Source organism: Bradyrhizobium sp. KZN70725, from assembly GCF_055264925.1.
Window position 1 is genome coordinate 1 of the sequence record NZ_JBUYWT010000021.1, and the last position, 15,744, is coordinate 15,744.

Sequence of the window (15,744 nt, forward strand, 5' to 3'; positions counted from 1 at the left end):
TGGTTCCTCTCCCTCGGCGATCCATCTCGGCCTCCTCGACCACGTTGAATCTCCCTTAATATGCGATTCTCAACCCTCCAGATCGCGGCTTTCTGACTCAGTAAGATTAGGCCGTGTGGACAGTTGCCTTAGCCAGAGCGGAGCGGTAGCGATCGTTAAGATGGCGAAGTAATTTCGGGCGGTTTTTCGTAGCGCGTTGCGACGCGCCTGAACCGCTGCAGTTTTGAGAAGCAGCGTTCGATCACGTGACGCTCGGCATGGAGAGGCTTGTTGAACGGATGTTTGATTGCCCATGAGGGGGCGCGATGGCTTGTGTGCCTTTTGCGCCGATGGCGGATCGCAACGCATCCGAATCGTAGGTCGCATCGCCGTCAGACATTGGCTGAGAGCCCCTCGATGAGCGGTTGGGCTTGAGGCGCTTCGCCAGCTTGACCTGCCGTTAGGCCGATGGCCGTTCTGCTGCGCGCGCTCGCGTCAGCGCGCGGCTACGACAATTGGCGTACAGGCGCGTCCTGGGATGCGACCGGGCTCGAACCCGGTCACTTCTCGTTCTATCTCTGCATCATCCAGCAGCCTCTACGGCCTCACGGCGGTCCTTGCGCGGCGGCCGAGAGACCTTCGCCACGCGCGCAGGCCCGCCGTGTGATGACGGTGCTCGAGCTGGCGCACGCAGTGAGCCCGGAACCTGCCTGGGTCAGATCGAGCATGCCGAAGCCCGACAGGGCTCGGGATGTGGCGGAAAGGGCATTTAGATACCTCTTGTTTGAACGGGCGGCTTTGGGTCTGTGCTTATCTGCTTTAGAATTTAGACAGGCCTTTCCAATTGTTGCTTGAACGACAAGCCAGGCCGCAAGCAACCAGCCATGGTTCCGTGGAGATCGGCTCGTGCCTTTGCTGCGGCCCTGGCCTGGTCCCACGGCTCCCCGCCGTCTGCCAACCCTCGACAATCACCGCGCCGGCTGCTAGCCCGTCGTCATGCCGAATGGGTTTTGCCCTTACGGAAGAGGCACTTGAGGCGTATCGGAGCGATGGACCGAAAGCGGGCATGGCGGTGAAAAAGGGTCCATCCAATCTGCTCGGTAACTCGGCATGGAACGCGACCGCCTTCGCGGTTGCGGTGCTGCTGAACCTCGCGATCCTGCCGTTCGTGATTTTCCGGCTCGGTCTCGCCGCGTTCGGCGTTGCGGGTCTGGTGACGGCCTGTGTCGCGCCGGCGCTGATGTTCAGCAATGCGCTCGGCCTTTCGACGGCGCGGGAACTCGCGCAAAGGCTGGAACCGCCCGACCACGACCAGGCGCGGCGATTTTTCGCGACCGCTCTCGCGCTTGCCATCGTCCTTGGCGGCCTGATCGCGGCGTTGCTTGCCTTTGCCGGCGCGCCGCTCGCGCGGCTGGGATTCCACCTCGGCGGCCCGGCCGCCGACGACCTCGGGCTCGCCTTCGCATTGGCGGGCGCCGGTTGGCTGTTCCAGTGCCTGTTCGCCGTCTTCCTCTCGCTGTTCACGGCGCGTCAGGACTATCGGCGGATCGCGTCGATCAGCATCACGGGCACGGTGGTGACGACGATGTCGATGCTGCTGCTGATCCCGAACGCACCGCGCGCCTCGACCTTCATCGGCTGTCAGGCCTTGGGCTTCGCAACCAATCTCCTGATGGTCGTCGCCTGGTCGCGACGCGCAATCAGTGACTGGCTGGCACGGCCGGCGCTCGATCGCGGCGCGTTGCGTGCACTGGTGAAGCTTGGCGGCTGGCAGGTCGCGGCGCAAAGCGGCGCGCTGTTCGCAGGCCAGGCGGACCGTTATCTGCTCGGCGCGCTGCTGCAACCGCAATTCGTCGGCTTCTACAGCGTCGCGCAGCGGCTGGAGGAGGCTGTCTATATCGGTGTGCTGAAGATCGGCGAGATCTTGTTCCCGTTCTTCAGCACCCTGCAGAGAGAGGATGACGATCGCAAGGTCGACCTCCTGCTTCGCTCGTCCTGGATTCTCAATGTGCTTGCCGCGAGCGCGCTGGGTGGCCTGATCCCGGTCGCAGGCGCATTGCTGCATCGATGGACCGGCGCCGAGGTCGCCGCCGAGGCCCAGCTGGTGCTGGTGGTGCTTGCGATCAGCGGAATATTGGGGTCCAGCGCCAATGTGTTTGCGTTCTATCTGCTGTCGCAGGGGCGCTCCAGTTCCAACGCGCTGATCTCGCTCGTCACGGGCATCTTCACGCTGGCGACCAGCGCCGTCGCGTTGCCGTATTTCGGCTGGCAGGCGGCCGGTTGGAGCTCCTGTGTCGGGATGGTTGCGCAGATGGTGATCACGGTGCTGCTGTTGCGGCGTACCTTCAGGCTTTCGGGGATGTGGTCACGGATGCTGCATTTCGTCCTGATCCCGCTCGGGACGGGGATCGCCGTTGCGCTGGCGCTGCGCTCGCAGCTCGGCCATGTGTCATTCGACCAGGCGCCGTCATGGTGGTATGTGGTGTCGCTGTACGGTATGTCGGCGGCGGCGATCTTCGTTGCCGCCGTTGCCGTGTCGCAACTGGGTCCCTACCGCGCCGTCTGCTGGCGCGATCTCCACGTCATCATCACTCGCTTCTTGCCCTTCAAGGCCGTCTAGACATGTGCGGTATCGCAGGCATCGTCAATCTGCGCGGCGCTCCCGTGAAGCCGGCTGACATCTCGCGGCTCACCAATTTGATCGCGCATCGCGGTCCGTTCGGCGAGGGCACCTGGTTCAATGCCAAGCGAAACGTCGCCTTCGGCCATCGCCGGCTCGCCATCATCGATCCAGGCGAGGGTGGCTATCAGCCGATGGCATCAGGCGACGGCCGCCATGTGATCGTCTACAATGGCGAGATCTACAACTTCCTCGAATTGCGCCGCGAACTCGAGGCGAAGGGCGCAGCCTTTCGCAGCCAGTCCGATACCGAAGTGATCCTTGCCGCCTGGCAGGCTTGGGGCGAGGACATGCTGCTGCGCTTCAACGGCATGTGGGCGCTGGCGATCTACGACACGGCCACGGATGATCTGTTCCTGGCGCGCGATCGCTTCGGCATCAAGCCGATGCTGTATGCGCTGTCATCCGAGCGGTTCGTGTTCGCGTCCGAGCAGCGGGCGCTGGCGCGGAGCGGGCTGGTTGAGACGTCGCTCGATATTGACGTGGCGCGGCGGCTGTTGCTTGATCCGTTCGGGATCGAAGGCAGCGAGCGGACGCTGTTCGCGCAACTGCGCCGCCTGCAGGGCGGCCACTGCATGTGGTTGCGCCAGGGGCGTGTGCAGGTGCGTCGCTGGTGGCGGACCGTGGACCATCTGCCGGCGATTCCGGATACCGAGGCCGAACGGGTCGGACGCTTTCGCGACCTGTTTCAGGATTCCGTCGCGCTGCGGATGCGCAGCGACGTTCCGATCGGGACCTGCCTGTCCGGCGGCTTCGATTCGTCCGCGGTGATCTGCGCCATGGCGACCCATGAGAAAGCCGGCATGGGGCCGCGTGACTCGACCGCCTGGCGGCACGCCTTTGTCGCGACCTTTCCCGGCGCCAGCAATGACGAGCGGCCGATGGCGGAGGAAGCGGCCGCGTGGGCCGAGGTGGCACCGAGCTTCCTCGAGATCGGGCGCTCCGACGCGCTCACTGACCTTGACCGCATCCTCGACGACAATGACGACGTCTATATCGGACTGCCGAGCGCGCCGTGGTTGATCTATCGCGAACTCCGGCGCCAGAACGTCACCGTGTCACTCGACGGCCACGGCGCGGACGAATTGATGGGCGCCTACCTGCAGGAGGGACAGTCGGCCGCATTCCGGATCCGGAACGCAGCAGCCGCGCTCACCTCACGATCGCAGCTGGCGCAACGCGGCATCGACTTCCTGCGCGCGCAGATGATCAGGCGCGAGGGGCACTACTTCCTGCGCGGAGGCGCTACGGCCGCGCCCGCGCCGCTGCTGCTGGTCGCCGAGGATGACGAATTGCCTGATACATGGGGTGCGTTGAACCGGCGCCTCTACCGCATGTTCCATTCGACCACGCTGCCCACCATCCTGCGCAATTTCGACCGGCTCTCGATGGCGCACGGGATCGAGGTCCGCATGCCGTTCATGGACTGGCGGCTGGTCACCTACACGATGGCGCTGCCGGAAACGAGCAAGTCGGCAGACGGCCTGACCAAGGTGGTGGCGCGGCAGGCGATGGCGAACCTGATGCCCGAAAGCATCCGCACCGCGCGCCGCAAGGTAGGCTTCAACTCGCCGATGCCGGAATGGCTGAACGGGCCATTGGCGGGCTGGACGGCAGAGCTGCTCGAGCGGAATGTTCCGGCATTTGCCGAGTTCGTCGACGAAACGCCCCTTCGAAAGGCGGTCGGCCGCTTGACGGCGTCGCAGAGCTGGGATTGGAAGAGTGTCGGCCGGATCTGGCCTTATCTGAACATGAAATGGATGTTGGCAAGGTCCGCGTAACCGATGCGTCTGTTCCAGAATAGCGGTCTCTATCCGTCCTATTTGCCGAGGCTGAACCAGCTCGCGGCAAAGGCGTCAAGTTTCAACGCGCGCCGCGACGTGTTTCTGCACGATCGGTTTGGCGCCGCGCATTTTCTCAAGCCCGTGCTCGACGGCGCAGCTGAAGCCTTCTTCACGAATGGCGACGATGAAGTGCTGCAGCGCCAGTGGGCGCGTGAGCAGGGCATGAAGGAATCGCCGACGCTCGAGGCCATTCTGCTCGCGCAGATCGAGCATCATAGAACCGAGGTGTTCTACAATCTCGATCCGGTGCGCTATCCGAGTGCGTTTGTCGCCAAGCTTCCCGGCTGCGTGAAGAAGACGCTGTGCTGGCGCGCCGCGCCTTCCGGAAATGCTGATCTCACCGCCTATGGCGCGGTGCTTGGAAACTTCCCCTCGATCCTCGAGGCGTGGCGCAGCAAGGGGTGCCGGGCGGAGCTCTTCTTTCCCGCGATCGACCCCGTCATGGAGCAGTACGGCCACGGCGAACGGCCGATCGACGTGGCGTTTGTCGGGGGATATTCGCGGCATCATAGCGCGCGGGGCAGGACCCTCGAACAGGTCGCCGCCCTGGCGACCAATCGCAACATCGTGTTCTGCCTCGATGCCTCGCGGCTGACACGGCTTGCCGAGAGCGCGGTCGGGCGATTGCTGCCGCTGGGGAAGCACCGCCGCCCCGACGTCATCGCGCGAATCGCAAGGATGCCGCTGTTCGGCCGGGACCTCTACGAGCTGTTCGGATCGGCGAAGATCGTGCTCAACGGTGCAATCGACATGGCCGGCAACGATCGCGGCAACATGCGCTGCTTCGAGGCGATGGGGTGCGGGTCGCTGCTGGTGTCGGATGCCGGTAATTATCCGGAGGCGATGCGGGACGGGGTCACGATGCGTACCTACGACGCGCCGGAAAAGGCCGCCGCCACGATTTCAAGCAGCCTGCAGGATTGGCCGCAATGGGCCGGGATCGCTGGTTCCGGCCGGCGCCGCGTGCAGGAGACCTACAGCAAGGCCTCGCAATGGGCCCAGTTTATCGATCTCGTCGCGCGGATTGAGCCGTGCTAGACGGTGCAGGGTGGCCGACCGGCTTGCCCTGCCGCATTGTACAGGTTACGCGGCGGTGGGAGGCGATGTTTCCGATGCAAGTCCGTTTGACCCGCACGCGGGCGTTCGACGAGAGAGCAAACCATGCTGACGCCTTTGCGTAGATCGAGCTGAGCAAATGAATCTCGACTATTGCCTGCAGCGGCTGGTGGGGCGTGCGACGTGCCGGCTTGGAGCGGGCGCGAAATTGATGCGGACTGCGCGCATCCGCAACACTCGTCGCGACAGCGATCGGATTGTCATTGGCGAAAATAGCATCATCCGCGGGGAGTTGATGACCTTCGCGCACGGTGGCGAGCTGAGAATCGGCGAGTGGTGCTACGTCGGAGAGGGAACCCGGATCTGGTCTGCTGCCTCGATCGAGATCGGCAACCGCGTTTTGATCTCGCATTCGGCGAATGTCTTCGACAATCTCACGCATCCGCTGCGCGCGGCGGAGCGGCACCGGCAGGTCCAGCAGATTTTCACGCGTGGGCATCCGAGCGATATCTCGCTTAACGAGAGCCCGGTTAGAATTGGAGATGACGCTTGGATCGGCGCGGGTGCGATGGTGTTGCGCGGAGTGACGGTCGGGCAGGGCGCTATCGTCGCGGCCGGCGCGGTCGTGACGAAGGACGTCGCAGCGTTTTCGATCGTGGCGGGCAATCCGGCCGTGCAGGTAAGGGAGCTTGGCCCCGATGAGCGGTGAGCGCAAGTTTGCCACCTGGGAGGAAGCGGTCGTCTGGCTGCGCAATCAGCCCGACCAGGGCCAGCTTGTGCTCGACGCATTTTACGACGATCCCCTGGCTGGCGCTGCTGAACGCTATTTCCTGAGCTCCGAGTGGCAGGCGGTCGCCGCGCTGCTGGCTGGCCGGACTGGCACCGCACTCGACGTCGGCGCCGGCCGTGGCATTGCAAGCTACGCGCTTGCCCGAAGCGGCTTTGCCGTGACGGCGCTCGAGCCGGATCCCAGCGCAATCGTGGGGGCTGCGGCGATCCGGGGGCTGGCGCAACAGGCGCAATTGCCGATCCAGGTGGTTGAGGAGTTTTCCGAGCGGTTGCCGTTCGCCGATGCGACGTTCGATCTCGTCTTTGCCCGGGCCGTGCTGCATCACACGCGCGATCTCGAGGGCGCGTGCCGGGAGATGTTTCGCGTGCTGCGCCCCGGCGGCATGATGATCGCGGCGCGCGAGCACGTCATCAGCAAGGAGGCCGATCTTCCGCAGTTCCTTGCACAGCATCCGTTGCACCACCTTTACGGCGGCGAGCATGCCTTCCTGCTCGATCGCTACACCGGCGCGCTGGCCACCGCAGGATTTTCCTCGGTCGACACACTGGCGCCGCTCCAAAGCCCGATCAACCTGTTTCCCTATACGCTGGAGAGCCTGAGGACGGCGATCGTGACGAAGCTGACGCAGAAGATTCCAGTGGCGCCGCTGTGGCGAACCGCGCTCGGGTCACGCTCGATCTTTATCTCGCTGCTATCGATGGCCGAACGTTTCGACAATCGGCCGGGCCGGCTCTACTCCTTTGTCTGTCGCAAGGCCTGAGGATGATCGTCTGGGTTACAGGCGCGAAAGGATTCATCGGCCGCTATCTCGCGCACGCGTTGGCGGGGGCGGACCGTGCGGTGCATGGCGTCGGACACGGGGCGCTTGACGCAGCGGAAGCCCGGCGGCTTGGCTTGGCGAGCTGGACCAATGGTGAAATCGACGCGGCCAATCTTAACGCGCTTGCGGCTGCGCACGGGCTGCCGACGCACGTCTTTCATCTGGCCGGCGCATCGTCCGTCGGCATCTCGATCGAACGCCCATTCGAGGATTTCTCGCGGACTGTCGTGAGCACGGCGCGGCTGCTCGAATGGCTACGCGGATCCGCGCCGAACTGCGCAGTGATCGCGGCGTCGAGTGCGGCCGTTTATGGCGCCGACCATTTTGGCCCAATCCCTGAAAGTGTCATCCCGACTCCGATGTCGCCCTATGGGCAGCACAAGTTCATGATGGAGCAATTGTGCCGGAGCTACGCGCAGTCGTTTGGCATCCGCTGCACCATCGTGCGGCTGTTCTCGGTCTATGGCCCCAATTTGCGCAAACAATTGCTCTGGGACATCTGCTCACGGCTGGAAGCGAGGGAGCAGGTGCTCACGCTCGGCGGGACGGGCAACGAAATCCGCGACTGGACCGACGTGCGCGATGTCGCGAGGCTGCTTGCGAGCGTCGCGGACCCGTCGCAAGAGAGCTTCCGGGTCATCAATGGCGGTTCAGGCCGAGGGACCAGCGTTGCCGATATCGCCGCCGGCCTTATCCGGCAGTGGGGCAGCAACACCGTTGTGCGGCACTCCGGAGTGAGCCGGCCCGGTGATCCCGTGAGCCTGTTGGCCGACGATGCAATGCTGCGTCAGGTCGGGTTCGATTGGCGCGTTTCGCTCGATCAGGGCCTTGCCGATTACGTGGCGTGGTTCAAGGGCCAAGCTTCGTGACGCCGCGCCCATTGCGGTTCGCGTTCAGTCACATTTCGCGACGGCTATGGGCCGGCGGCTACAATTATCAGCGCAATCTGTTTGCGGCGCTTGCCAGGTTTCTGCCCGGCGAATTTGTTCCGATCGTCTTTGCCGGGAACAGGGCCGAGGAGAATGAGCTCGCGGAGCTTGCCGCAATACCGGGTGTCGAGGTCGTTCGATCGGAGGCATTCGATGGACAGCCAGGGTTGGCCGCGGCACTCGGGATCGGTCTGGATCGGGGAGCCGCGGCGGCGTTTCGAGGCGCCGGGATTGATGTCGTCGTCGAATCGGCACGTTTCTTTGGTTGGCGGCTCGCGCATCCGGCAGTGGCGTGGATTCCGGATCTGCAGCACCGCTCGCTGCCGCAACTGTTTCCAACGACGGCACGCTGGCGCCGCGAGCTTGGCTTTCGCATGCAAATCGCCTCGGGCCGAACCATCATGCTGAGCAGCGAGAGCGCGCTGCGTGATTTCAAGGCCTACTATCCAGGCGCAAGAAACAAGGTCTGCGTCGTTCGCTTCGCGACCCAGCCACCGGCCGCGTTCCTGAACACCGACCCGTCGGACGTAATCGCGGAATATAATCTGCCGGCGAACTATTTCTACCTGCCCAATCAGTTTTATCGCCACAAGAACCACCAGCTCGTCGTCGACGCCTTGACGATCCTGAAGGGGCGGGCGATCGACGTGGTGATCTGTGCATCCGGCAGCAAGGAAGACCGGCGCGAGCCGGGCTACTATGATCTGGTAAACTCCGAGATCCAAAAACGCGGCCTTGAAGCGCAGTTCCGCCACCTTGGCGTTATCCCGCTGCCGCATGTCTACGCGCTGCTGCGCGCTTCAACAGCCCTGATCAACCCATCGCGCTTCGAGGGCTGGAGCACGACCGTCGAGGAGGCGAAGTCGTTTGGCGTTCCAGTGATCCTGTCGGATATCGACGTGCACCGCGAGCAGACCTCAGGTGCCGCCCGCTATTTCGGCGTCGATGACCCGGTCGCGCTGGCGGATCATCTGATGCAGATTTCGGAGATGAATAGCCCTCCGACGGTACGAAACATTGTCCCGCATCAGGACGACAATGTCCGTGCGTTCGCGCGAAGCTTTTCGGACGCTATCCGGCAAACCGCCGTGAGTTGAAGGCCAGCTTCCTGGGGGCGGCAAGACGTGACCCCACGCTACCTCATAAGCGACCACCATGATCGCCGAGCCGGCCATCGACGCTGCTGAGCTTCGCAATTCAGGAAGATAGCTTGCCCTTCATCGATTGATATTTGAGTTGCGCTCGGCAGCAATCCTTGCTGCCTGCTAGCCCTCCACGATTTTCCAGGCGCGCCGGCAGTGTCACCAAGCGCTCCGTCACCTGGTTAGCCAATGTGGTTCTTGGGTTTCAGATTGCACCAGTGTTTCTGTAGGTTTCTGGCGGGCCAAATCTGCACGGTGAATAGCTCAATTGAGCTATTCACGCTCTCACCGTTTGAAAATAATGTGTTCAAGCACAAGAAGCGTCTTGCGTCTCATGCGGGTGCAGTACGGAGCTTAAGAGCGCCCTCAACAATGAGCGTCGCCGCCGATGAACTGGCTGAGGACCCTGCCGAGGCTCAGAAGGCCGACCCTGCTGCGGACCGTCGTCGCAATCTTGCTGGTGGCCGTCTCTGCTTCGCAGCTTCTGCCTATGCAATCGCGAGGCAGGCAAGTTGGTGTACCCGGATACGACTATGTGAGCGGGCGCACATAGCGGGATTCCGGACGCCGAACTCATCCGACGTCCTTCTGAGACCGACGATGTCGCCTACGCGAACCGGATCGCGCTCGCGGTGCACTACACCAGCTACAACTGCGAACCGGGCGACTTCTCGTTGACACCGATTGAGCGTGTTCTTTCTGCAACTCTTGCTCAGTTAGCACTAATCGACGCGAGCCTAATTTGGAGCGAGGGCCTTCTTCAGAAACGTACGCTGATATGCGGCTTCTGTGGCCAGCGCGCAGTGATCACTTCCGAGAATCTTCGCAAAAATGGAATTCAAGCGTGGGCGTTCGATGTCGGTGGCCGTGTGCTCGTAAAGTTTGCTGCCGGTGGGCACGACTACCTGGTTGATCCAGACTATGGGATTTCGGCTTACAGGTACGACGTGCGGCGCGGCGTCTTGCGAGCGGAGATAGTCGCGAAGTACACAAAAGCAGGTTGGGCGAACGCCAACGAGATCTACCGCTACGTATCGAGTCGATCCGACAATGAGGACTATTTGAATCCCGAGTACGTTTTGCACATTGAGAACATGCAGGACGTCGTTTTCCACTATTCCAATGCAATCGCAATAGGATTGATCTTGCTGGCTCCGTGCGCTGCTTTTTGGTGTCCGGTCAAAGATCGCTCGATCCGCTTCTTGGTCACCTCGTGTTCTGACCGCTCGTGAATATCTGCTTCCAGATGCAAAACGCGCAAGCTGGAGGGGCGAGAGGTTCAGTGATCGAACCTCGATGGGAATAGCCGGCTCAACAAACTTGGACGATGAGGAATTCGGAGCGAAACGAAGGGGTCCTTCGCGTCTGGATCAATGACTCGGTAGGCTCGCCCGTTTGTATTCGGGTCGCTGTTGTCGCTCGTCGAGAAAATCAAGGACGACTGCCAATGAGAGTATCGTCCGTTTCCTTTCTCGGCGATATCGACGTGCGTCGTATGAGCTGGTCCGAGAGCGTGACGGTCTTCTGTCACTTCAAGCCGAGACCGACTGGGTGCCTCATTGCTGTCCGAGACGGCGCCTGGGATAAGTGTCAGATATTGCCAAGCGTTGCCGCCAAAATGTTTGAATGGCGGGCGGATGAGGCCCGGGTCCGGCTCACGCCAAGGCGGAAGCGTATCGAGGTAGAGCCCGAGCGGAATGTATAAGATCGCTCCAAAAATAGTCGCGAGAACGAGCCTCCGCTGAAATCGCTTCGACATGTCGTGTCCAGTTTGCAGATCAGGATGCGGCGTAGATCAGGGCAAAATGCAGTGTTGGCTCGCACCAAATGCGATCGCTAACCAACATCGACCGCTTGATGGTCATGCGAGGTGCTCTTCAAGCTTCCTCTCGACGGCGACAGACCCACTCTGCGATGCAAAGACTGAGCGCGGCGTCAGATACCATAGCAGAAAAAGTACGGCGGCGCCGTGAGAGAGGAGGGTTGTCGTGAATGGCACGTTCAAGAGGATCTGAGGAAGGATCGCACCAGATACAAGGACGAAGCGAGGAGGAAGGCCCGAGGAAAATCGATTGACGAGAGCGACTACAAGTCCGCATGCCAAAACCGGGATCGGCGCCAGGAGAACGCCGACCGAAGCGATCCCTTCGGTCGCGAAAAGGGAGGCATTGAAATTACCGAGCCGGTAGGCCTGCTGCATCACTTCTCCCAACTGAACCGGATAGGGACAAGAGACGAGGGTTTTGACAAATGTAATCTGGCAGAAGGATGTGAGAGGGTGGTTGAAGAAGAAGTCGTTGTAGATATCCATCGCATTTGAAGGCGTAGCAATCATTCGAAGATTGACGATATCGAGATAGCGCGTGTCGCTGATGCCGAGGATGGCGTACAAGACGACGCCGATAATCAGCGGTACGAATAGCGAGAGCACAACTGCAATTCGGCAATCGAGCAGGCGCGTCAGTACAGCCATGGCCAGAAGCCACATTGGTGTGAAGAACGCGATCTTGTTGAGCGTGATTGGGTAGACAAGCAGCAATAGGACAAGCGTCAGTCCAGCTCGCCAGTAATTCCGCCGCTCCACAAAGCAGGCAAAGGTGAAGGGCAACAGGGCGTTCGAAACGACGCCAATGCAGTAGACGAGCGGGGAGGGCATGTTGATCTTGTCGCGGAAGTCGTACATCTGCCCGAGCGAGACCATTTTGAAGCTATAGCTTGCGGCTATCAGGATCGTGGCCACGCCGACTGCCAAGATAATTGTCAATGCGCGGTAGAAGGTTGTTTCGCTAATCGTGAACACTCGTCGGATCGGAGATGTCACGAGGAGTGATGGCGCCATGAATGCTATCATGGACGCGACGGCAGAGGCTCCGCTGAGCCAGTGATTGTACTCGAAGCGGGAGAAACAATTTAGCCAGAGGTATCCAAGGATCATGGTGTAAAAATAAAAGCTGAGAAAATAACCAAAGCTGAATGGAACGAGGAGGAAAAGGTAGGAGAGAGCAGCAAACGCGGCGATCGTTGCGATCGCCCCGTTGAGCAGTTCGGCATCATAAAAAATATGGAAGTTGCCGTAGCTGCGGCTGAGATAGCCGAGCGAGATGCAGCAGGCGACGATATGGAAGCTGATCAATATGCCCAAGCTCACGCGCGTTGAAATCTTGCCCGCTACCGCGATCTCGTTCGTATTCATGCTGCCAGTCCCGTTGCAGGTCATACGCGGCCGGTGAGTGTGGCTGGCGGCCTGCGGATTCGAAGATTCGAGAACTTAACCTGCTTGGTGCCAAGAGTAAGCCTCTGTTATCTCAGCGAAGCAACAATTGCCAACAATTGCCGTGATGACGTTCGTCATCTTTCGCGGATGCGGAGCCTTGCGAACATGGCGCAGCGTATCTTGAGTTCGGCCGGCGCCGCTGCGCGGCTGGGCCGGATCAACGAACCGCGCCGCAATTCCACGGCGACGCCGTGCTTGCTTCGTTCGCTTGGGCTCTCCCGGTCATCACAGGTATGGCTGGTCCCGGGACCGAAGGTACCCAAGATTTCGAGTGAGCCGAGTTGCTTCCATGAGCGGAACTCTCTGGTCGTGCTTGACGATTGCGTTGTCCTGTAAACACCAGGAAGCAGGTTGACAAGTCGCCAATTTCGAACGAGCAGCAAAGCAATTCAGCCAGCCTCCGCTTGCGCGGGCGTTTCTGTGGGCGAGTCCCATGGAGGAGTTCATGAGATTTCCTTGGCAACTGCCGCATTCACAGGCCCGGCCGCCGGCGCAGGAGCCCGGAGAATAGTGGTGATATCAAGCACGGCACGACACGTTGGCCGCAGCCTGTGAGGGACATCGCTTTGACGCCGGCTGCGTCAGTTCGCTTGTTCAGTGGGCCGCGATCGGCGAGGTCGCGGTTATCGATCGGTTCGGGCGTTCGAAGCAGTCAGTGGTGTCTCATTGCGCGCCAATATGTCACCGTAGAGCTGAGTGATCGTGTAGCCGATAATCCTTGCAGAGAATCGCTCCGACACGCGTCGTCTCGCCGCAGCACCGAACCTCGCCCGCAACTCAGGCGCTTCAGCAAGCCGCAGAATTGCGCTTGCCAGGGCTATTGGGTCCTCGAGTGGTACCAAGAGGCCGGTTTGATCAGCAAGCACAATCTCGCGGCAGCCAGGCGTGTCCGTCGCAATCAGGGGCCTGCCGCAGGCGGCTGCTTCCATCAACGCTCCCGGAAGCCCTTCACGATACGAAGGCAATGCCGCGATGTGTGAAGCGCGCCACAGCGAGGCGATGTTGTCGATGTGCCCGAGCCACGTGATGCCCGGTCGTGCGATCCACGCTTCGATCTCTTCGTGTGACACGGACGATGGATTCGCCGGGTCAGGATTTCCTGCGATGATAAGGTTGATATCGTGTCCTTGATCGCGCAGTAGACCGTGGGCGTGAACCAGAGTGCGGATGCCTTTGTCGACCAGCAGCCGCCCCGCGAATCCGATCGTGATCGGGCCTGCCGGCTCAGGTAGCGGCTGCAGTGATTCATCATCAACGCCAGATCCCGGAATCAACGTCATGCGGTCGGGCTTGGCACCGAGCGCCATCAGCGCCTCGCGGTCGTCGGGATTTTGCACGATTGTGTAGCTGCGATTTCGATTGAGCAGCCAAGGCAGCAGTCGGGTCAGGACGCGCTTCAGCAGACGTGACTGCGAACTCGATGACGTGAAGATATAGCCGAGCCCGGTGATCGCATTGACGACGGGGAATCTCCGGTCGAGCGCAGCCAGCGAACCAAAGACGCAGCATTGCACCCCGGAATGGTGCACGATGCTTGGCTTGATCGCGCGCTCCACCTCCCGGATAGCTTTCAGCGCCGCAGCAGCCGTGAGCATCGCCCGTTGACCACGTTGGAAGGGGATCTGGTGAAGTACAAAGTCCTCCGCCTTGATAGAGGCGGCGCCGCTGCTCACATTGGTCGCCACATGAACCTCAAGGCCGGCGTCACGCGCTGCCCGCGCCATTGGCAGGCGATTGAGCAAGAACGCCCAGTCCTCGTTAGCGATGTAGAGGATGCGACCCTTCAGCTTGATTTCTAGGGGATTCATTGATCAGTCGAAGCAGGATTGTCGGAAGCCCGGATGTCATGGGTAATCGGGAGCATGAAAAATCTGTGTCGTCTCGAAGGGAGCAGCAGGACCGCAAGTAGGCCATCAGCATCGTCGCCAACGTCACGAAGGGCCGCAATCATACCACGGGATGACGCACATCCACCAGCAGTGCGGCGGCCTGCCGCATGGTTCGGGTGCGACATCATCAGATTTGGTGGGTACGAAGTTCGAGCGATGCGCTGCTTGTGCCGCCTGGGTCTATCACAGCGCCGGCTGCTGCTGCGCGGACGCTTCGACGCGGTTGCTCTTGATTTGCGCCAGCTCTAACCGCCCAGTACAGGCGCTTATCGGATGTGGTGACCGCTCATTCCGAGGCGTCGTTGTTCGTCGACATTGCGGTCAGCGCACTCTGGAATGTTATTCATCGAACGCAACTACTGGGGGCAGGGGTATGGTCAGTCCATTTGGCGGCGTTCGAACGCGGCCGGTGGCAGCGCCGAGCGAATACTATCGGTACGCCGTAGTGAGTGGGCGTTTGCATCCAGGCTAAGAAAAGGCGCCCGTCCGAACATGCCAATTTGCTGGCTCAATTAGCTAGCCATAAAATTCTACAACAAATTCAATTGATTGAATTGTTCACATCGTGAACGTTCGACTTGACGTTCACGGCATGAACGGACTATCTGTCGCCGGCGGAGGGGGAGTCTCAATGGACCACACGTTGCCGGATTCTAGCGGGGAGGATGAACGGATCGTCCTTAATTTGCTGAATTCCGTCGATGATGGCGCGCAATCGCAGCGCCGCATCGCGGAGGAGCTTGGCATCGCGCTTGGCCTCGTTAACGCCTACCTCAAGCGATGCATCAAGAAGGGCCTTGTCAAAGTCAGCCAGGCGCCGGCGCGTCGCTACGCCTATTACCTGACGCCAAAGGGCTTCGCTGAGAAATCGCGCCTGACCGTGGAATATCTGTCGTCCTCTTTCTCGTTTTTTCGTCAGGCCAAGGCCGATTGTGCGCAGGTCCTTCAATTGGCGAAGGCGCAGCATTTCCAGAATCTGGTGCTCTGTGGAAGGTCGGACTTGGCCGAGATTGCCATGCTGTCGGCTGTCGATTGCGGAGTCTCGATCGTCGCCATTGTTGATGAAAATGCAGGCGACACGCGTTTCGTCGGGGTCCAGGTCGTTGCTGGCTACGATCGTGTTGCCATTCCATTTGATGCTGTGATGATCACCGATGTAGCCAATCCCAGTCGGGCTTTCGATGAAGCGGTACGCCTCTACGGACCAGGCCGTGTACTGGCTCCAAGCTTGCTGGGGTTGAATCACCAGGAGCATCAGGATGCAGCGCAATGATTGCGTCAAATACACGTTCCTTGCTGCTCTGCTTTTTTCAGTGATCTGAACAGTGTCTACGGCCAGGG

11 protein-coding genes and 1 pseudogene are annotated in these 15,744 nt (G+C 60.9%); 10 read left to right on the forward strand and 2 right to left on the reverse strand.

Features of this window, described 5'->3' with window-relative positions; translation table 11 throughout:
• Positions 1 to 486: 486 nt before the first annotated feature.
• The 9 genes and pseudogenes from ACZBJS_RS20865 to ACZBJS_RS20905 all read left to right on the forward strand — a co-directional run.
• Positions 487 to 567, forward strand: a pseudogene (locus ACZBJS_RS20865) (tripartite tricarboxylate transporter TctB family protein); the annotation flags it as partial.
• Positions 568 to 1,045: 478 nt separating this feature from the next.
• Positions 1,046 to 2,599, forward strand: coding sequence for a lipopolysaccharide biosynthesis protein (locus ACZBJS_RS20870; RefSeq protein ID WP_463439080.1), 1,554 nt, complete (start codon positions 1,046 to 1,048; stop codon positions 2,597 to 2,599).
• A 2-nt stretch (positions 2,600 to 2,601) separates the two neighbouring features.
• Positions 2,602 to 4,440 carry an asparagine synthase (glutamine-hydrolyzing) gene (asnB, locus tag ACZBJS_RS20875; RefSeq protein ID WP_253589787.1) on the forward strand — a complete coding sequence of 613 codons (1,839 nt, stop codon included), beginning with the start codon at positions 2,602 to 2,604 and terminating at the stop codon, positions 4,438 to 4,440.
• Positions 4,441 to 4,443: 3 nt separating this feature from the next.
• Positions 4,444 to 5,541 carry a glycosyltransferase family protein gene (locus ACZBJS_RS20880; RefSeq protein ID WP_463439081.1) on the forward strand — a complete coding sequence of 366 codons (1,098 nt, stop codon included), beginning with the start codon at positions 4,444 to 4,446 and terminating at the stop codon, positions 5,539 to 5,541.
• Between the two features lie 157 nt (positions 5,542 to 5,698).
• Entirely contained in the window at positions 5,699 to 6,268 is a 570-nt protein-coding gene (locus ACZBJS_RS20885; RefSeq protein WP_253589789.1) for an acyltransferase, read from the forward strand.
• On the forward strand, positions 6,258 to 7,109 hold the full coding sequence (locus tag ACZBJS_RS20890; RefSeq protein WP_253589790.1) for a class I SAM-dependent methyltransferase: 852 nt from the start codon (positions 6,258 to 6,260) through the stop codon (positions 7,107 to 7,109). Before ACZBJS_RS20885 ends, ACZBJS_RS20890 begins: the two co-directional genes overlap by 11 nt.
• A 2-nt stretch (positions 7,110 to 7,111) precedes the next feature.
• A complete protein-coding gene (locus ACZBJS_RS20895) occupies positions 7,112 to 8,038 on the forward strand; it encodes an NAD-dependent epimerase/dehydratase family protein (protein ID WP_463439082.1) in 927 nt (308 codons plus the stop codon).
• 11 nt (positions 8,039 to 8,049) lie between these two features.
• On the forward strand, positions 8,050 to 9,195 hold the full coding sequence (locus ACZBJS_RS20900; protein ID WP_253641404.1) for a glycosyltransferase family 4 protein: 1,146 nt from the start codon (positions 8,050 to 8,052) through the stop codon (positions 9,193 to 9,195).
• Between the two features lie 677 nt (positions 9,196 to 9,872).
• Positions 9,873 to 10,472, forward strand: a complete 600-nt coding sequence (locus tag ACZBJS_RS20905) for a hypothetical protein (protein WP_463439083.1) — start codon at positions 9,873 to 9,875, stop codon at positions 10,470 to 10,472.
• A 629-nt stretch (positions 10,473 to 11,101) separates the two neighbouring features.
• Here ACZBJS_RS20905 and ACZBJS_RS20910 read toward each other — a convergent pair.
• Together ACZBJS_RS20910 and ACZBJS_RS20915 are read right to left on the reverse strand one after the other, a co-directional pair.
• The gene (locus tag ACZBJS_RS20910; RefSeq protein ID WP_463439084.1) at positions 11,102 to 12,433 is read right to left on the reverse strand and encodes a hypothetical protein; all 1,332 of its coding nucleotides are present in this window, start codon (positions 12,431 to 12,433) and stop codon (positions 11,102 to 11,104) included.
• Positions 12,434 to 13,137: 704 nt separating this feature from the next.
• Positions 13,138 to 14,322 (reverse strand): glycosyltransferase family 4 protein, encoded by a 1,185-nt coding sequence (locus ACZBJS_RS20915; protein WP_225644412.1) that lies wholly within the window; start codon positions 14,320 to 14,322, stop codon positions 13,138 to 13,140.
• A 712-nt stretch (positions 14,323 to 15,034) separates the two neighbouring features.
• On the opposite strand from ACZBJS_RS20915, the gene ACZBJS_RS20920 reads away from it, so the two are divergent.
• Positions 15,035 to 15,676 (forward strand): winged helix-turn-helix transcriptional regulator, encoded by a 642-nt coding sequence (locus ACZBJS_RS20920; protein ID WP_212058605.1) that lies wholly within the window; start codon positions 15,035 to 15,037, stop codon positions 15,674 to 15,676.
• The last annotated feature ends 68 nt before the right edge of the window (positions 15,677 to 15,744 follow it).